Annotated in this window: 14 protein-coding genes, 1 tRNA gene and 1 pseudogene; 8 read left to right on the top strand and 8 right to left on the bottom strand. The window is 70.7% G+C overall.

Annotated elements, in window-relative coordinates:
* Nucleotides 1-8 precede the first annotated feature (8 nt).
* Together ABD858_RS11755 and ABD858_RS11750 are read right to left on the bottom strand one after the other, a co-directional pair.
* On the bottom strand, nt 9-1,478 hold the full coding sequence (locus ABD858_RS11755; RefSeq protein WP_345036335.1) for an APC family permease: 1,470 nt from the start codon (nt 1,476-1,478) through the stop codon (nt 9-11).
* Between the two features lie 331 nt (nt 1,479-1,809).
* Nucleotides 1,810-2,026, bottom strand: a pseudogene (locus ABD858_RS11750) (TerD family protein); the annotation flags it as partial.
* A gap of 353 nt (nt 2,027-2,379) precedes the next feature.
* On the opposite strand from ABD858_RS11750, the gene ABD858_RS11745 reads away from it, so the two are divergent.
* A complete protein-coding gene (locus ABD858_RS11745; protein WP_345036334.1) occupies nt 2,380-2,748 on the top strand; it encodes a peptidoglycan-binding domain-containing protein in 369 nt (122 codons plus the stop codon).
* Nucleotides 2,749-3,328: 580 nt separating this feature from the next.
* Here ABD858_RS11745 and ABD858_RS11740 read toward each other — a convergent pair.
* From ABD858_RS11740 to ABD858_RS11730, 3 genes are all read right to left on the bottom strand, one after another.
* A complete protein-coding gene (locus ABD858_RS11740; protein WP_345036332.1) occupies nt 3,329-3,880 on the bottom strand; it encodes a hypothetical protein in 552 nt (183 codons plus the stop codon).
* Nucleotides 3,881-4,288: 408 nt separating this feature from the next.
* The gene (locus ABD858_RS11735) at nt 4,289-4,540 is read right to left on the bottom strand and encodes a hypothetical protein (RefSeq protein WP_345036330.1); all 252 of its coding nucleotides are present in this window, start codon (nt 4,538-4,540) and stop codon (nt 4,289-4,291) included.
* Nucleotides 4,541-4,798: 258 nt separating this feature from the next.
* Nucleotides 4,799-4,874 (bottom strand) — tRNA-Arg (locus ABD858_RS11730).
* Nucleotides 4,875-5,192: 318 nt separating this feature from the next.
* Here ABD858_RS11730 and ABD858_RS11725 point away from each other — a divergent pair.
* The 4 genes from ABD858_RS11725 (at nt 5,193) to ABD858_RS11710 (ending at nt 10,713) form a co-directional block, all read left to right on the top strand.
* Nucleotides 5,193-6,824: a dynamin family protein gene (locus ABD858_RS11725; protein WP_345044451.1), complete on the top strand. Its 1,632-nt coding sequence runs from the start codon at nt 5,193-5,195 to the stop codon at nt 6,822-6,824.
* Between the two features lie 4 nt (nt 6,825-6,828).
* Nucleotides 6,829-8,571, top strand: a complete 1,743-nt coding sequence (locus ABD858_RS11720; RefSeq protein ID WP_345036328.1) for a GTPase — start codon at nt 6,829-6,831, stop codon at nt 8,569-8,571.
* A gap of 99 nt (nt 8,572-8,670) precedes the next feature.
* On the top strand, nt 8,671-9,081 hold the full coding sequence (locus ABD858_RS11715) for a single-stranded DNA-binding protein (protein ID WP_345036326.1): 411 nt from the start codon (nt 8,671-8,673) through the stop codon (nt 9,079-9,081).
* A 207-nt stretch (nt 9,082-9,288) separates the two neighbouring features.
* Nucleotides 9,289-10,713 (top strand): TQXA domain-containing protein, encoded by a 1,425-nt coding sequence (locus ABD858_RS11710; protein ID WP_345036324.1) that lies wholly within the window; start codon nt 9,289-9,291, stop codon nt 10,711-10,713.
* Nucleotides 10,714-10,921: 208 nt separating this feature from the next.
* On the opposite strand, the gene ABD858_RS11705 is transcribed toward ABD858_RS11710, so the two are convergent.
* Nucleotides 10,922-11,161 (bottom strand): hypothetical protein, encoded by a 240-nt coding sequence (locus tag ABD858_RS11705; RefSeq protein ID WP_345036322.1) that lies wholly within the window; start codon nt 11,159-11,161, stop codon nt 10,922-10,924.
* A 393-nt stretch (nt 11,162-11,554) separates the two neighbouring features.
* Here ABD858_RS11705 and ettA point away from each other — a divergent pair, with 393 nt between their 5' ends.
* The 3 genes from ettA to ABD858_RS11690 are packed head-to-tail and all read left to right on the top strand — an operon-like array spanning nt 11,555 to nt 14,318.
* Nucleotides 11,555-13,219, top strand: coding sequence for an energy-dependent translational throttle protein EttA (gene ettA, locus ABD858_RS11700; protein WP_345036320.1), 1,665 nt, complete (start codon nt 11,555-11,557; stop codon nt 13,217-13,219).
* Between the two features lie 2 nt (nt 13,220-13,221).
* Nucleotides 13,222-13,659 carry an acyl-CoA thioesterase gene (locus ABD858_RS11695; RefSeq protein ID WP_345036318.1) on the top strand — a complete coding sequence of 146 codons (438 nt, stop codon included), beginning with the start codon at nt 13,222-13,224 and terminating at the stop codon, nt 13,657-13,659.
* Nucleotides 13,656-14,318 carry a DUF8010 domain-containing protein gene (locus ABD858_RS11690; RefSeq protein ID WP_345036316.1) on the top strand — a complete coding sequence of 221 codons (663 nt, stop codon included), beginning with the start codon at nt 13,656-13,658 and terminating at the stop codon, nt 14,316-14,318. Before ABD858_RS11695 ends, ABD858_RS11690 begins: the two co-directional genes overlap by 4 nt.
* A gap of 12 nt (nt 14,319-14,330) precedes the next feature.
* Here ABD858_RS11690 and ABD858_RS11685 read toward each other — a convergent pair whose 3' ends face one another.
* Nucleotides 14,331-16,541: a hypothetical protein gene (locus ABD858_RS11685; protein ID WP_345036314.1), complete on the bottom strand. Its 2,211-nt coding sequence runs from the start codon at nt 16,539-16,541 to the stop codon at nt 14,331-14,333.
* On the bottom strand, nt 16,538-17,221 hold the full coding sequence (locus tag ABD858_RS11680) for an ABC transporter ATP-binding protein (protein ID WP_345036312.1): 684 nt from the start codon (nt 17,219-17,221) through the stop codon (nt 16,538-16,540). The genes ABD858_RS11685 and ABD858_RS11680 overlap by 4 nt, the downstream gene beginning before the upstream one ends.
* Between the last annotated feature and the right edge of the window lie 4 nt (nt 17,222-17,225).

Raw genomic sequence — 17,225 nt, 5'->3', positions numbered from 1 at the left:
GCTGCTCCTCAGAGATCGGTGGAGAGGGTGTCGCCCGAAGAGGCGGCGTACACCGGCTCCTGGCGTCCGTACTCCTCGTCGAGTTGCTCGGTGCGGGCCGCGTCCAGCCTGGCGGGGCGGTAGTACGGGCTGCCCTTGCGCCAGTACCAGAGCATCGGCACGATTCCGACGGCCAGTCCGCCGACACCGATGGCGATCGCGCTGGAGTCGAGCTCCCCCAGGGACTCGTAGAAGATCCAGAACAGGAACAGCGCACCGGCCAGCGGCCACAGCCCGCCGAGGAGGAAGTTGGCCGGCGACTTGAAGAGCACCTTGCGGTACGCGACGACGACCGAGAGCCCCGCGAGCCCGTAGTAGATGGCGATCTGCAGTCCGATCGCGGCCACCGCGTCCTCCAGGATGTCGCCCACAGAGCCGAGCGCGTTGGAAGCGATGAAGAGGGTGAGGGCCACGACACCGACGACGACGATGGCGACCCACGGGGTTTGCCAGCGACGGTGCGACTCGCCCAGCGCGGACGGCATGGTGCGGTCGCGGCCCATCGCGAAGAGGGAGCGCGTCACCTGGATGAGCGTGGTCTCCAGGGTCGCGATGGTGGAGAGCATCACGCAGATGATCAGCAGCTCGCCGCCGGGGCCGGGCAGGATGCGCTCGCCGAGCAGGGCCAGCACATTGGCGTCGGCGTGCTCGATCTCCGCGGGGGTGAGCAGCATGTTCACGGAGATGGTGAACGACTCGAAGAGCAGGAAGACGATGCCGACACCGATCAGTCCGGCGAGACCGGAGGACTTGCGGCTGTTCCGGGTCTCCTCACTGAGGTTGCTGGTGACGTCCCAGCCCCAGTAGTAGAAGCAGGCGATGAGTGCGCCGGCGGCGAAACTTTCCGGCCCGTCGAAGTGGCTGAAGCCCAGCCAGGACCAGGAGAACTCATTGACGGGGGTGCTGGTGAACAGGGCGGCGAGCACGAAGAGGAGCAGGATGATCAGCTCCACGCCGGACATGATCAGCTGAGCCTGCACCGTCATCTTCGCGCCCATCAGGACGACGCCCAGCATCAGCAGGAACCAGCCCGCGCCGACCACGGTCGCGAGGGCGGTGTTGTCCGCGAGCTCGGAGTCGAAGAGGGACAGCGTCGCGCTGCCGGCCGGCAGCGAGCCCGCCACCATGAAGATGGTCGCCGAGATGACGAGGGCCCAGCCGCTGAGGAAGCCGAGGAAGGGGTGCAGTGCACGGCCCACCCAGGAGTAGCTGGCGCCGGCGTTGACGTCGAGGCGGCCCAGATAGTTGAACGCCCAGGCGATTCCCAGCATCGGTATCGCGCAGTACAGCAGGGCGGCGGGAGCGGCCAGGCCCACAGTGGCGACGAGTACCGCGGTGGTGGCGGCGAGCGAGTAGGCGGGGGCGCTGCCCGCGACCGCCATGACGATACTGTCGAAGGTCCCCAGGGCGTCGGCCTGGAGCCCTCTGGGTGAACTCATAACGCGTGGTGCCTTTCGGAGCGGTCGCGGGCAGCGCAGCACAAGAGGAAGCGCGGCACTGCGCAGGGCTGGTACGCCCGCAAGGAGGAGCTTCGACACCCTCAACGGGTGTGCGGGCAGCGGGAATTGCCCGTCGTGGGCCAATGATCGACTCGACGGGTGAGCCCGCAGAATAGCGATACGAGACGGCTGTGCGGGAGATCTTTCTCAGTTTTGAGGAAAACGTGTTCGCCTGCGACGGGCGGTCCTGGCCGGACAAGCACGTGTGCCGTGCCCGGCGAAACGGGACACGGCACACATTGGGTCGTTCTGGCGCGGGCGAGGCGGTCGGTCAGGCTTCGACATCGACCCCGTAGGCGCGCGCCGGAGTGTCGAGGCCATGGTCGTAGCCCTGGCCAACGGCGCGAAAGCGCCAGAGGGGCCCCGTCGGTGGATCTCCCCCGGAAGCACGGTGCGTTCGGTGGTGGCGGCGTCAAGGGCGGCTTGGGCGAGCGGCGCGCACTGCCGTCGGGGCCTGTGGTGATCTGGATCGTGCCGACGTCGCCGAAGGCAAGGATGATCCGATATATGCCCCTCTCTCAAGCCGAACGGCCATGTGCCCCGTTCTGTGAATGAGTACCGGGGGCCTGCTCGGTGAAGGCGTCTTCCCGGTCGGGTCGTCGCCGAATGCGGTCTGCGATATGGGAAATTAGGCTGGTGATGGTGCCTCTCTTCATGGGGAGGGGCCGTGCCGACCTGCGTCACGCTGCTGAACCGAGCCGACCAGGGGATTCGCCCGGCCAGGACACCGACGACGAAACCACCGTCGCGGCGCTTCGGCACCGCGTGATCATTCAGCCGCCACAAGCGGCGGACGGCCGCTCGGCCGGTGCCGCGACGAAGCGATGACACAAGGAGACGTGTGAAGCGACGCACAGTGTCCGTACTCGGTACGGCCCTCCTCGCCACGGGGGCGATCGGAGGCGTCGTGCCGCAGACCGCCGTGGCCGCGACGCCTGAAGGGTGCTCCCACGTCTCCTCGTCGTACCGCCCCCTGCTGAAGTACGGGCACACCGGCGTGGCGGTGGAGCAGGCCCAGTGCCTGACCAATGTGTGGGGCGGCGTACCGAAGCTCATCGTGGACGGTGTGTTCGGCGACCGGACCCTCACCAAGATCAAGTGGATCCAGGGCTGCCACGGCCTGCCGAAGGACGGCATCGTCGGCCCCGACACCTGGAACGTCCTCTACAACCCGGTTCCGGACTGCTACGACCCGTATCCACCCCAGTGAGGGCCGGCCTTCACGGCCACGAGTAACAGGGTGCGCCGCCCCGTAGGGCGGCGCACCTCGTCTGCGTCCTGGCCGTCGCCCTCCCGGCAAGGGCGAGCGAACTGCCGGGGCCATTCGGACGGCTCAAGGCGGACGTTTGGCGCCCGTCCGGCAGCCATCGTGACGTGCACTCATTTCTCGACCCGCCCTGGGCGAGGGCCTTGTCCCCCGGGCCGGCTCGGACGCGGCCGCATGCGGCCCATCGCCTGACGCCGCTTCGGGAGCGCGACCCGGTCAGGCCTGGGCCCGGAGGGTCCCCCGGATGATCCCGGAATCACCCATGCTGCTCGGAGGGCGCTGGGCATGGAACGGGCGTGGCGCCCCCGGCAGGGCTCGAACCTGCGGCCAAGCGCTGAGAAGAGGCTCGGCCTGTCCAGGCAAACTGTCGCCCTGACCTGCGGTTTCGTCGGAACAGTCGTCTCGGGGACGCGCACTTCACCGCGTATTCGCCGCAGAGGCTTCTCCACGATGTCCAAACGCGCCCCCAACCCCGGCCCCGTGCAGCTCACTTCTTCCGGCGCCGGTGCTGCTTGGCGTCTGCTCAGAGCTGCAGGTGCCCCCAAACCCAGCCGTTGCCACCGGGGACGTTGTCTCCGGCGACCTGGCACCAGGATTCCGGCGCGCAGCTTCCCACGAGCTCAACTTGTTGGTCCAAGCGCAGGATGCCGATCACGTGCCCGGCACCGTCCGGCTCGTTCTTGACGTTGTAAACGTCTACGTCCTCTGTCACCCTTGCCATTCGCTTCCCTTGTTGTGGGGGAGGATTCTGTTGTGGCGGCGGCTTGTATACACAGGACATCTTCTCGTTGGAGCGCCAGCTGTTCGTGTTGTTCAGGTTGTTTCTGGTGGTGCCGCTCGCGAAGCCGTCGTCGCCCACTTGGCCCGTATAGGTGTTTGTGAGGCCGGCGCCCGGGCCTTGCTCCCAGCGTGCGGTGAAGTTGATGTTGCGCCCGTTCATTCCGCCGTAGGTCGTGCCGAACGTCCCCGCTGTTTTGCCGACTATGGCGTACATAGCCTTCCCCGGGCCGACAGATTGTCGCGGCGAGCCGGACACAGGAACTTGCACGGTAATACCGTTGTCCTGTGTGAGCATGAGAACCGTAGGAAACTCATACTCGCAGGGGGGTGCTAGTGGGAGCATCGGGTCTGCTTGCGCGGGGGCTGGGACCGTGAGGAACCCTGCTGCGCCTATTGCCGTTGCAGCAACGAACAACATTCGCCGTTTGGCCTTGATCGGCATGTTTGTCCTTTCGGTTTTCGGTCGGCCAGCGGTGGGCGCGTCCCTGGGACGCCTGCTGCCAGACCATCACGAACTGGACACTGTGTTACTTCGTTTGGTCAGGGAATCCGGAAGCCGCAATGCTGCTGACCGCCTGTGCGCTCTGGAGTTCCCGGACGAAGTTGAGTAGCTTCGCCGACCACAACGGTACGGAGCGGCCATCACGGTGGCGTGACGCCAACGTGACCGCGTACGACGCTGGCATTGCCGCTGAGCTGACCTCTACATGGACGACACCAAGTCCCGCCGGTCCCGGACGATCCCGTTGCTCGCCAGGTCAGCCGAGTCCGCTACCTGCTGTGCCCCGACGCGCCTGGGTTTCGACCTGCACTGGCGGCGGGTACGGAGCGCTCTGAACGCCCTCTTGACGGCCTTCACGAGCCCTTCCAGCAGCACATCGCCGATCACGTCCATGGTGAGCCATGCAACGCCGCGAAAGACGGCGTGCACGATAGCGCCAACGATCTCGTCCACCAGTGCTCCGAGGTCCGAGGCGGATGACGTTACACGCGGGCGTTGACGCGATCTTTGGCCCGTGGCCTGTGACAGGCGTGTGTACGACCTCCGGCACACCTGCCTGACGAACTGGCTCAACGATGGCGTCCCGCCGGCGCAGGTGGCGGACCAGTGTGGGCGGCCCGGCGCTTACGCCGTCACTGCGCAGCCCCCGCTGGCGTGGCCCTCACCAGCGCAAAAGCCCTCCGCGGGGGAGGGTTGGGCAAGGCACGGGGGTGGTGCCCCCGGCAGGACTCGAACCTGCGGCCAAGCGCTTAGAAGGCGCCTGCTCTATCCACTGAGCTACGGGGGCCGGTGTGTGGCCTTGGTGGCCGGGAGCCCCGATGTGGGGTGGGTCCGTGACCTTGCCGGGACAAGGATAGGGCTCCGGTCGCCATGTCCTGGGTGCTTCGCCTGCGTGCCACGATGTGGAGGTTCGGTGAAGCGAACCGATAATCGCAGGCAGGCATGAATCCCGCAGCGCTTTTTGCGTCCCACGCGGCGGGTGTTGTGCACTCGTTATACCTGCGCCCCGCCGGTCCCGTCTGCCCCACGTGTCAGATCGGCGCGCAGAGGCCGCCATACGCTTCAAAAAGCCCAAAAAATTGGGCATTCTTCGCATGTGGTGACCATGTACGTACGGCCTCAGCTGATCGACGCACTCTCCACGCTGCGCGACCGTGTCGCCGCTGTGCGTCTCCCGCTCCCCCTCCCCGGAGCGCGGCGCGCGTGGCAGACGCGGACCGAGCTGCTGGCGCAGCTCGACGACTATCTGGTCCCCCGGCTGAGAGAGCCCGAGGCGCCGTTGATCGCGGTCATCGGGGGCTCCACCGGGGCGGGTAAGTCGACGCTGGTGAATTCGCTGGTGGGGAAGCGGGTGAGCGAGGCCGGGGTGTTGCGGCCGACCACACGGACGCCGGTGCTGGTGTGTCATCCGGACGACCGGGACTGGTTCGCGGGTGGGCGGGTGCTGCCGGAGCTGACGCGGGCGTGGGGGCACCGCGAGGAGGCGGAGGCGAAGGCGGGCCTCGGGGTGCGGAGGGACATCCTGGGGGCGCGGAGGGACGTGAGGAGGGACCTGGGCAAGGGGGTGCTGCGCGTCGAGGTGGCGGACAGCCTGCCGCGCGGGCTGTCGCTGCTCGATGCGCCCGACATCGACTCTCTGCTCACCGAGAACCGGGTGCTGGCCGCGGAGTTGATCTGCGCGGCGGACGTGTGGGTCATGGTCACCACCGCCGCGCGGTACGCCGATGCCGTGCCGTGGCATCTGCTGCGTACCGCCAAGGAGTACGACGCGACGCTCGTCACGGTCCTCGACCGGGTGCCGCACCAGGTGATCGGCGAGGTGTCGAACCGGTACGGCGCGCTGCTGACCAGGGCCGGGCTGGGCGAGGTGCCCCGGTTCACGATCCCCGAGCTGCCCGAGTCCGCGGGCGGCGGCAGCGGGCTGCTGCCGGCCACGGCGGTGGCGCCGTTGCGCGCCTGGCTGGCGCACCGGGTGCAGGACCCGGCGGCCCGGCAGCAGGCGGTGGGGCGTACCGCGGCGGGGGTGCTGACGTCGCTGAACGTCCGGATGCCGGAGCTGGCCGCGGCTGTGGCGGCGCAGTACGCCACCGCCGTACGGCTCAGCGCGACGGTCGAGGAGGCGTACGAGAGGGAGGGCGAGCGGGTACGGCAGAGGCTCCGGGCCGGCGGAGTGCTCGCCGGGGACGCGCTGGCCCGCTGGCGCGCCCATCCGCTGGACAGCACTCCGCGGGAGCTCCTCGACTCGCTGGCGGGGAACCTGACTGCGCTGCTGCAGTGCGCCGCGGCCGCCGCCGACGAGCGGGTCGCGCTGGCGTGGTGCCGTGAACCGGCGGCGGGCGCCGTGCCGTTCGCCCCGCGGGACCAGGAGGCGGAGGAGCGGATCGGGGTGGTCGTACGGCGCTGGCGGCGGGTGCTGGAGGAACTGGCCGAGGACGAGGTGCGGCGGATGGACGGGGCCACCGCACCGGATCCGGAGAGCGTGGCCGCGCTGCTCGCCGCGGCGCTGCTCGGGGGGCGGCGGGCGCGCGTGGCGGGGGAGCGGCTGGCCGAACGCATCGGGGCGCAGGGTGCGCTGCGGCTGCGCGACAAGGGGGGCGAGCTGATGACGACGTACATCGACCGCGTACTGAACGCCGAGCGGGACCGGCGGCTGGCCCCCATCGAGGCCCTCGGCGTACGGCCGGAACCGCAGGCCGAGCTGATTGCCGCGCTGTCCGTACTGCAGAAGGAGAGGTGACGCGGTGACCGCCGTGTCCGACCGCACCGAAGACCGCTGGGACGACGGGCTGATCGCCCGGCGCGCGGCCGCTCGGGGAGAGTTCGGGAAGCCGGCCGACGAGGACGACGGGCTCGACGACGCCTACGAGCCGATCGGCGGACCGTACGCCGCTCCCCTGCGGGCACGGCTCGAGGCGCTGCGCGAGCTTGTCGGGCTGTCCAGGACCAGGCTGGACGGCGCCACCCTCGCCGAAGCCGGCCGGGTGCTGGACGAGGCGGCCGCACGGCAGCGGCTCTCCTCCCGGCACACCGTCGTGGCGATCGCCGGGCCGACGGGCTGCGGAAAGTCGGCGCTGTTCAACGCCCTGGCGCAGGCGAACATCTCCGAGACCGGACTGCGCCGGCCCACCACCTCGGCGCCGGTGGCCTGCGCCTGGTCGGACGGGGCGGCGGGACTGCTCGACCGGTTGAGCGTGCCGATGCGGCTGCGCCGTAAGCCACTGCAGTGCCCTGAGCCGGAGGAGGCGCTGAAGGGGCTGGTCCTGATCGATCTGCCCGACCTCGACTCGGCGGTGATCGCGCACCGGGAGCAGGCGGACCGGGTGCTGGCACTGGTGGACGCCGTCATCTGGGTGGTCGATCCGGAGAAGTACGCGGACGTGGTGCTGCATGAGCGCTATCTGCGGCCGCTGGCGGGGCACGCGGAGGTCACCTTCGTCGTACTGAACCAGGTGGACCGGCTGCCCGGTGAGGCCACCGACCAGGTGCTCGACGATCTGCGGCGGCTGCTGGACGAGGACGGGATGGCGCTCGGCGAGTTCGAGGAGCCGGGTGCGACGGTGCTGGGGCTGTCCGCTCTCACCGGCGAGGGGGTCTGGGAACTGCGGGAGCTGCTCGGCCGGCTCGTGGCGGAACGTGGGGCGGCGGCCCGGCGGCTGGCCGCCGATGTGGACGCGGCCGCGGCGCGCCTGCGTCCGGTGTACGTGGCCGAGGGGCGGCCGGAGCTCGACGATCGGGCACGCCAGGAGTTCACGGAGCAGCTCGGGGAGGCGGTGGGGGCGTCGGCCGCGGGGCAGGCGGCGGAGCGCGAGTGGCGCAGGCATGCGAACAAGGCCTGCGGGACGCCATGGCTGCGGCTGTTCCGCTGGTACCAGCGGAACGTCAGACCGGGCGGCGACATCCGGCCGGCACGTCCCCAGGCGCCCGTGGAGGCGGAGATCACCGCCCGGCAGCGGGTGGAGCAGGCGGTGCGTACGCTCGCGGACGAGGCGTCGGCCGGGCTGCCGGCCCCGTGGGCGCTCGCGGTGCGTGAGGCGGCGGCTCGGGGCGCGGAGGGGCTTCCGGAGGCGCTGGACCAGTTGGCGGTGTCGGTCGGGGTGCCGCGGGGGCGGTCGCCGCGGCCCGCTTGGTGGCCGGTCGCGGTGCTGGTCCAGGTTTCGATGACGTTGCTTCAGTTCTTCGGCGGGCTGTGGCTGGTGGGCCAGATCGTGGGGGTGCTGAAACCGGGGCTGTTGGTGCCCGCGCTGGTGATGGCGGTCGGTGTCGCGGGCGGGCCGCTGGTGGAGTGGTCGTGCGCGGCCGCGGCGCGGGGGCCTGCGCGGCGGTACGGGCGGGAGGCGGAGCGCAGGCTGCGCGAGGCGGCGGAGGGGTGTGGCCGGGCCATGGTGCTGGATCCGGTGGCGGCTGAGCTGTTGCGGTACCGGGAGGTGCGGGAGCAGTACGTCGCGGTGACGAGTGTGACGGGCCTGTCCACAACCGGTGGGTAGTCCACAGCCCCGAGCGGGCACACCCCGTCCGGTCCAGCATGGGACCACTGCGCGTGCACAACCGAGCACAACCGGACCGGGGAAGGGGAGGCGGTCGTCATGAACGAGACCATGGTGACGCTGGTGGGGAATGTCGCGACGGACGTGGACTACCGGGAATCGGCCTCGGGAGGGGTGGCCCGGTTCCGGTTCGCGGTGTCCGCGCGGCGCTGGGACCGGCAGAAGGAGAGCTGGACGGACGGTCCCACCAGCTTCTACACCGTATGGGCGTGGCGCTCGCTCGCCGTGAACGTCAAGGGGTCCGTGTCGATCGGCGAGCCGCTCGTCGTGCACGGCCGGATGCGGGTGCGCGACGAGGTCCGGGACGGGCAGCGGCGAAGCTGGGTCGACATCGACGCGGTGGCGGTGGGTCACGATCTGTCCCGCGGAACCTCGGCGTTCCGGCGGGTGGCGAAGGGCGATCCGATGCTGACGGAACGTCCGAGACAGCCGGAGCCTGTGCCTTCGTGAACCGTGACGACATGTCGATACCGCAGTGAGGGAAGGGATTTGAGGATAACGATTGCGAGTCGGAATGATTGTGCGGTGGTATGACGGGGGATCAGGGGTGCTCCCGTCCATAGGATTCCACAGGTACTCACAGAGCACTTGAGTCTGCCGGCGAGGCACTCCCCCCACGCGTCCCACGTGACAGAGCCTCGCCCGAAGGGGAATTCCATGCTTGCTGTACGGGGGCGGGCCGTTGCCCGCCTGACCGCCGTCGTCATGGCCTCGGGCCTGGTCGTGACGGGTACCGCCGCGGCCACCGCCAGTGCGTCGGTGGCCGACGGGTCCGCGCCCGGCGAGGGCGGTGCGGCCGCCACGCTGCGGGGGCTGCAGGCCGACGCCTCCGGGCAGGCGGTCGTCCGCGAGGGCGGCGCGGGCAGGACGGTGCAGGCGGGCCTGTTCCGGATGGACGTCGACGACGGCGGAACGCTCCAGACGTACTCCGTCGACATGGACAATCCGGCGCGGACCGAGGCGAGGTACCAGGAGACACCCTGGAGGGGTACGTCGCTTGCCGCCAACCCCGACGCGGGCAAGATCCGCTGGATTCTGCAGAACTCGTACCCGCAGGTCAACGATCTCGACGTGCTGGCCAAGAAGGCAGGCCTCACAGGGCAGCTCACCAACGGGACGGCGGCCGCCGGGACCCAGGTCGCCATCTGGCGCTACTCGGACCACGTGCGGGTCGAGGCGGTCGACCCGCAGGCCGAGCGGCTCGCCGACTGGCTGGAGAAGAAGGCGAAGAAGCTCGCCGAGCCCAGAGCCTCGCTCGCCCTGGACCCGAGCGTCGTCTCCGGCAGGCCCGGCCGGAGGATCGGCCCGGTCACGGTCCGCACCAGCGCGGACCGGGTCACCGTCACCCCTTCCGACGACCCGTCCGTCACCGGGGTCAGGATCGTCGACCAGGCGGGCGCCGAGATCACCGGCGATGTCAAGGACGGCAGCCGGCTGTACTTCGACGTGCCCGCCGACGCGCTGGACGGCACCGCGGCACTGACCGTGCAGGCCACCACTCCGGTGCCGGTGGGCCGGGCCCTCTCCGGGGAGAGCCACAGCCAGACCCAGATACTCGCCGGGTCGAGCGACTCGACCGTGACGGCCGCGGCCACCACGAACTGGTCGAAGCAGGGGGCGGCGCCGGCGGTCACCGAGGCGAAGGACTGTGCCGGGGGCGGCGTGGACATCACCGCGCGCAACAATGGCGACAAGCCGTTCACCTTCGAGTTGCTGGGCGTCGAGTACACGATCGCGCCCGGGGTGTCGCGGACGGTCACCGCTCCGGTGACCGAGGACCAGGCCTACGACCTCACGGTCACCGGGCCGGACCGGTTCGAGAAGGCCTTCCAGGGCGTCCTGGACTGCCGGACCGCGGGCACCTCGGCGCCCGCACAGGAGCAGTTCACGACCATGCTCGCCCCGACAACGGCGGGCGGTGCCTCCGCGGGCGCCACCGGTACCACCGGCAGCATGTCCGCCGGCACCGACCTCGCCGAGACCGGTGCCTCCGGCGCCACGCCGATGATCGTCGGCCTGGCGGGGGTGTTCGTGGCACTCGGCGCCGCAGGCGTCCTCCTGCTCCGCAAGAAGAGCCACTGAGACAAGAAGGTCACCTGACCGCTGCCCGCCACCGGCACGGTGCGGAGCGGGAACCAAGCACGCACTGCCGCTGTCGGAACGCACCTATACACCTGCACCACGGCACGTGAACCCGCAGGTCACGCCGATGGTTACCCAACCTCGCTCCTAAAGCGGGGGTCACAGTTCGCAGTCTCCTCCGGTCGAGATCATCGCCGGACGGCGTCGCTCATCCTTTCCTCGGGCGAATCAAGGGCACAGACGCCAGTCGCGCCACAGAGGAGACCAGCCCCGGTATGAGGAACCATGCCGGCAGATTCTCCGCCGGCATTCCGACGGAGAGGGCCACTACGGACAGCATCAGCTGCACCGCTGCCACGAAGCGGCCGAACGTCCGGTTCGGAGGCAGCCAGGGCAGCGCGGCCCAGGCGACGGGCAGCAGTAGCCATAGAACGAGCGCGATAACCATCAGTACCTTCTGTCTGCTGATTCACCGGCTTGGTGGCCCCGGAGGATCCGGGGCCACCTGCGAACCATCGCAGTCGCTGCCGACGACCGAGCGCGTTGGACCAAATGCGCCTCCGTGCTGCTCGATGCCGGTCAGACCCACCCTCAGGCTCGCGGAGGCAGCGCCGCCGGACCCGCACCCGCCCGCAAGCGAGCCGGTTCCCGGGCCGTCGCGGGGCCGTGAAAGAGTGCTCAGAGGCGACCAACGATGACAGAGGACGACGGGCGCGCATCGCACCGTGGCAGGTCGGCGGGGTGATGCAAGTCGCTCACCATCGCGTTTTCGCCTCTGGGTGGCGGTACGGCAAGATGGGATGTATCTGCCCACTCATCATTCAACGCCGGACGGTTTCTCTTGGCTGAGTTCATCTACACCATGCGCAAGACGCGCAAAGCGCACGGCGACAAGGTGATCCTCGACGACGTCACCCTGAGCTTCCTGCCCGGCGCGAAGATCGGTGTCGTGGGCCCCAACGGTGCGGGTAAGTCCACGGTGCTGAAGATCATGGCCGGTCTGGAGCAGCCGTCCAACGGTGACGCCTTCCTGTCGCCCGGCTACACCGTCGGCATGCTCCTGCAGGAGCCCCCGCTCGACGAGTCCAAGACCGTGCTGGAGAACGTCCAGGATGGCGCGGCCGAGATCATGGGCAAGCTCAAGCGCTTCAACGAGGTCGCCGAGCTGATGGCGACCGACTACTCCGACGCGCTGATGGAGGAGATGGGCAAGCTCCAGGAGGATCTGGACCACGCCAACGCCTGGGACCTCGACACCCAGCTCGAGCAGGCCATGGATGCGCTGGGCTGCCCGCCCAGCGACTGGCCGGTCACCAACCTCTCCGGTGGTGAGCGCCGCCGTGTCGCGCTGTGCAAGCTGCTGCTGGAGGCCCCCGACCTGCTGCTGCTCGACGAGCCCACCAACCACCTGGACGCCGAGTCCGTGCAGTGGCTGGAGCAGCACCTGGCCAAGTACCCCGGCACCGTTGTCGCCGTCACCCACGACCGGTACTTCCTCGACAACGTCGCCGAGTGGATCCTCGAGCTCGACCGCGGCCGTGCGCACCCGTACGAGGGCAACTACTCCACGTACCTCGACAAGAAGGCGTCCCGCCTCAAGGTCGAGGGCCAGAAGGACGCGAAGCGCGCCAAGCGCCTCAAGGAAGAGCTGGAGTGGGTCCGCTCCAACGCCAAGGGCCGCCAGGCCAAGTCCAAGGCGCGTCTGTCCCGCTACGAGGAGATGGCCGCCGAGGCGGACAAGATGCGGAAGCTGGACTTCGAGGAGATCCAGATCCCGCCGGGCCCGCGCCTGGGCTCGATCGTGGTCGAGGTCAACAACCTCTCCAAGGCGTTCGGCGACAAGGTCCTCATCGACGACCTCTCCTTCACGCTTCCGCGTAACGGCATCGTCGGTGTCATCGGCCCGAACGGTGCCGGCAAGACCACGCTGTTCAAGATGATCCAGGGCCTGGAGACCCCGGACTCCGGCGACATCAAGGTCGGCGAGACCGTCAAGATCTCGTACGTCGACCAGAGCCGCGCCAACATCGACCCGAAGAAGACGCTGTGGGCCGTCGTCTCCGACGAGCTGGACTACATCAACGTCGGCCAGGTCGAGATGCCGTCCCGCGCCTATGTCTCCGCGTTCGGCTTCAAGGGCCCGGACCAGCAGAAGCCGGCCGGTGTGCTCTCCGGTGGTGAGCGCAACCGCCTCAACCTGGCGCTCACCCTGAAGCAGGGCGGCAACCTGCTGCTCCTCGACGAGCCGACCAACGACCTCGACGTCGAGACGCTGTCCTCGCTCGAGAACGCGCTGCTGGAGTTCCCCGGCTGTGCCGTGGTCGTCTCCCACGACCGCTGGTTCCTCGACCGGGTCGCCACGCACATCCTGGCGTACGAGGGCGACTCCAAGTGGTTCTGGTTCGAGGGCAACTTCGAGTCGTACGAGAAGAACAAGATCGAGCGGCTCGGCCCGGACGCGGCGCGTCCGCACCGCGCCACCTACAAGAAGCTGACCCGGGGCTGATCTTGGCTCGGCACATCTACAGCTGCCCCCTGCGCTGGTCGGACATGGATGCCTTCGGGCACGTCAACAATGTGGTCTTCCTCCGTTATCTGGAGGAGGCCCGCATCGACTTCATGTTCCGGCTGGCGCCGGGGGACGGCTCCCCGTCCTTCTCCGGCGGCTCCGTCGTGGCCCGCCACGAGATCGACTACGTACGGCCGCTGGTCCACCGGCACGAGCCGGTGACCGTCGAGTCCTGGGTGACGAAGATCGGCGCGGCCTCACTGACCATCGCCTACGAGATCAAGGACCCGGAGCAGGTCTACGTCCGGGCCTCGACCGTCGTCGTGCCCTTCGACCTCGAGGCGCAGCGGCCGCGGCGCATCACCGAGGAGGAGCGCTCCTTCCTCCAGGAGTACGTCGACGACAGCGCAGGCTCCAAGAGGGCCGCCGTCGCATGACGGCGACCCTTCGCTTCGCCGGACCCGGGGAGGCGGCGGACCTCGCCGCCTTCCTGGCCCGGCTGATCCACTACGACCGCGCCGCCGCCGTCCGCCTTCAGGCCGGCGGGGGCGCGCTCGCGGTCTTCGGGCGCCCGCCGTCCTTCGAGGTGCTGGCGATCCGTACCGCCCGGCTGGACGAGCCCGTCGCCCTCGACGCCACCGTCTCGGCCGGCGAACTCCTGGAGTCCCTGGACGAGACGGCCGGCACGGTCACCGTCCCGGCGGCCGTCACCGGCCCCCCGTGGGCGGGGGTACTCCCGCCGCGCGGCGGCTGGCAGGAGATCCCCGGACTGCCCGGTCCCGACAAGCTGCGGGCCGCGGTGTCCGCGGCGGTCGCGGAGTTCCGCGCCCGCGACGAGGAGCTGCCCGCGGAACGGCGCACCCGTGCCGAACGCGACCGGATCGGCCGCGAGATATGGTCCCGCACCCTGGGCGACACCGATCTGCCCCTGCGGGCCGTCCACGCCGCGCAATCGCTGGGCTTCCTGCGCCCGGTTCCGGAAGAGACGCCGCCGGCCCTGTTCTCCGCGGGCCCCTGGCTGCGCCTGCGCACCGCCTACGGCTCCATCGCCCTGCGCCGCGCCGGCCTCGGCTCCCTTCCGGTCAGTCCGGTCTGACCCGCCGCGAGTTCAGTCACCACTGGGCACCCAGCGGTGGGTGAACCGGCTGGAGAGCAGTCCGCCGGCCGCGGTCGCCGCCGCGCACAGCACGGCGGAGAGTGCCAGGCCGGCGCCGAGCAGGCCCAGCGGGGAGTCGCCGGACCGGGCCAGAAAACCGAGGTTGACACCCGCGAGCACAGCGGCGAACCCGGTGGCCAGCATCAGTGCGAAGCCCATCGGCACTCCCATGCCCCACCAGGCGATCCGCAGATGGAAGCGGGCGCCCGAGGTGTACCCGGCCAGCGGCCGCAGTTCCTCGGCCCGGTCGAGGAAGGCGTGCAGCAGTCCCACGGCCCCCGTGAGCGCGAGCAGTACGAAACCGGCCAGTGCGACCAGTACGACCCAGTCGGCGATCCGCGCCCGCGCCTTCGATCCGGCGGCATACTCCTCGCCGGGCACCGAGACGCTCGACTGCCGCAGGGAGGCGTACGCGGCCCCGGCGACACGGTCCCGGCCCCCGGGGCCGGCGGTCAGCACCACCAACTGCTCCGCGCCGCGCATCAGTCCGGGGCCCGCGGCCGCGGCCCGTACGCCCATCGTGCCTCCGGCCGTCCAGCGCAGCGCCTCGGTCCGGGGAGTGCGGGCCGTGTACAGGTGCTCGGCGGACACCGTGGTGGTGCGCGGGCAGGTGGTGAGCGGACCGAGTGCGGCCAGGTCCTCGCACGTTCCTCCGAGGACCGGGGGCCCGCTGTCCGATTCCGTGATGCGCAGCACCCTGTCGCCGGGCGCGAGGGCGGCCAGAAACCGCTCGGCCGCCGCGGGGTCCGCCGGAGCGCTGGAGACCCGCACCATCCTTCCGTCGAGCTTCTCGGCCAGGACCGTGGCGGCGCGGGCCTCCGTCGTCAGGTCGGTGACGGTGACCTGCATCTGGGCGAGCAGCCCGAGCAGGACGGCGAGGGCCGCGCTCGCCCGGGCGATCACCCCGGGGTGGGCGGCGGCCCAGCGGCCGCCGATCAGCCGCGCCGCGTCGCCGCTCCGTTTTCCGCCGTCCGCCGTGCCGCGTCCGGTGAGCCGGGCGGCCAGTCCGGCCGCCGCCCGGCCGAGCACCGGGGGCAGGCCGGCCAACGCCAGGACGGTGGCGGCCATGAAGATCCGGACGCCGACGGCGCCCCCGATCATCGCCCCCCACAGAGCGGACACCGCGCCCGCAGCACACAGATACCCGGGCCAGGACGGAGGCCGGTCCCCGGCGGGTCGCGGCCGGTTGCCGGAACCGCCCCGCGACCGCAGATGCAGCGCGGCGAACAGCGAGCACAGCGCCGCCCACAGCGCCACCAGACCGAGCGGGAACCAGATCCGCAGCGGTGCGAGGTCGCCGGCCGCGATCTCGTAGCCGGTCACCGGGAGCCGTACCCCGGTCAGCGCGAGGACCGTCAGGGGTACGCCCGCGAGTACGGTGCCGAGCGCGAGCGGGCCCAGGCACTCCCCGGCCGCGATCCTGGCCCGTACGGAGGGGCCTGCGCCGATGGCGTGCAGCACGGCGAGGCGGCGGTCGCGCCGCCGCGCCCCGAGCCGGGACGCGACCACCAGCAGGACGGCGACGGGCAGCCCGAGCAGGGGCCCCATCAGCCAGTACAGGTCGGTTTCGGGGCGGGCGCTGCCCTGGCTGGTGAAGAACTCGGCGTTGACGTGCGGTACGCCGTACCCGGTCACGCCGAAACTCCCGGCACCCGCGGCCCTGGTCTCCGCCCCGATGGGCGGCCGGAGGTAGACGAAGAGCTCTCCGGGGTCGGCGAGCCCTTCGGGGGAGATCGTCCCGGCCTGCCTTCCGTACCGGGTGGCGGCCGAGGGCATTTCCTCGAGGAGAGCGGGCGACACGAACGACTCGCCCGGTTCGGGCCAGCGCGGCAGCCCCGGCGGCAGCGGAGCGGCTGGGGTGGCCGGCGAGATGCGGATGACGGAGAAGGTTCTGTCCCCGTGGCTGTCGCTCCCGTCGGTCCACCACGCCGCGGCCCCGGCCTCCGAGGCCGCGGCGACCGGCATCCGGGCCGCCGAACGGCTGTCGCGTCCCTGGTACACGGCGTGGTTGGCCAGCGTGCCCCACAGCAGCAGTGCCGCGGCCGTCGCCGCGAGTATCAGGCAGAGCGACTGCACCAGCGCCCTGGGGTCCTGCCGTCCGGCGGCCGTGCGCCGGCCGACGGCCAGCAGTTGGGCCGTGGCGGAGCGCCGGGCGCCGCTCATACGCCGACCACGGATGCGTCCAGCAACCGCTCCGTCCGGAGGACGAGGTGCCGGTCGGCATGGCGGGCGACCTGCGGATGGTGAGTGACGACGACCAGGGTGCAGCGGTACCGCTCGGGCAGTCCGAAGAGCAGGGAGCAGACATCGTCGGTGGCCGACTCGTCGAGCGCGCCGGTCGGTTCGTCGGCGAGGATCAGCGGCGGTCGCGTGGACAGCGCGCGGGCGACCGCCACCCGCTGCCGTTCGCCGCCCGACAGCACGTCGGCCGGGGAGTCCGCGACCCCGCCGACACCCAGCTCGTCCAGGAGCCGCTCCGCCGTGGCGTACGCCTTGAGGCGTGCGCTGCCGCCGATCAGCAGCGGCAGTGCGGCGTTCTCGACGGCGGTGAGCTCCGGAAGCAGCTCGCCGAACTGGTAGACGAAGCCGATGGTGCGCAGCCGCCACGCCGCGGCCTTCGCGGGCCGCAGCGCGGCGAGGTCGGTTCCGCACACCCGGACGGTCCCGGCGTCGGGCCTGCGCAGCCCGGCGAGGCAGGCGAGCAGCGTGCTCTTGCCGCTGCCGCTGGGGCCGGTCACCGCCAGCGACTCGCCGACGGCGGCGCTCAGGGACGCGTCGCGCAGCAGGGAGCGCCGCCCGAGCGAGCAGGCGAGGCCGGAGACGTCCAGGGTGAGTGGATCCATGGCG

Origin of the sequence: Streptomyces sannanensis (assembly GCF_039536205.1) — a bacterium.
Classification (GTDB): domain Bacteria; phylum Actinomycetota; class Actinomycetes; order Streptomycetales; family Streptomycetaceae; genus Streptomyces; species Streptomyces sannanensis.
The sequence above is the reverse complement of the archived record's forward strand: the minus strand, read 5'-3'. Positions and strand labels throughout refer to the sequence as shown.

Coding starts and splice junctions, on each gene's coding strand:
- ABD858_RS11690 (WP_345036316.1), top strand. CDS start 13,656: ATGACGGCGACCCTTCGCTTCGCCGGACCCGGGGAGGCGGCGGACCTC.
- ABD858_RS11725 (WP_345044451.1), top strand. CDS start 5,193: ATGTACGTACGGCCTCAGCTGATCGACGCACTCTCCACGCTGCGCGAC.
- ABD858_RS11685 (WP_345036314.1), bottom strand. CDS start 16,541: ATGAGCGGCGCCCGGCGCTCCGCCACGGCCCAACTGCTGGCCGTCGGC.
- ABD858_RS11705 (WP_345036322.1), bottom strand. CDS start 11,161: ATGGTTATCGCGCTCGTTCTATGGCTACTGCTGCCCGTCGCCTGGGCC.
- ABD858_RS11740 (WP_345036332.1), bottom strand. CDS start 3,880: ATGCTCACACAGGACAACGGTATTACCGTGCAAGTTCCTGTGTCCGGC.
- ABD858_RS11755 (WP_345036335.1), bottom strand. CDS start 1,478: ATGAGTTCACCCAGAGGGCTCCAGGCCGACGCCCTGGGGACCTTCGAC.
- ABD858_RS11680 (WP_345036312.1), bottom strand. CDS start 17,221: ATGGATCCACTCACCCTGGACGTCTCCGGCCTCGCCTGCTCGCTCGGG.
- ABD858_RS11710 (WP_345036324.1), top strand. CDS start 9,289: ATGCTTGCTGTACGGGGGCGGGCCGTTGCCCGCCTGACCGCCGTCGTC.
- ABD858_RS11715 (WP_345036326.1), top strand. CDS start 8,671: ATGAACGAGACCATGGTGACGCTGGTGGGGAATGTCGCGACGGACGTG.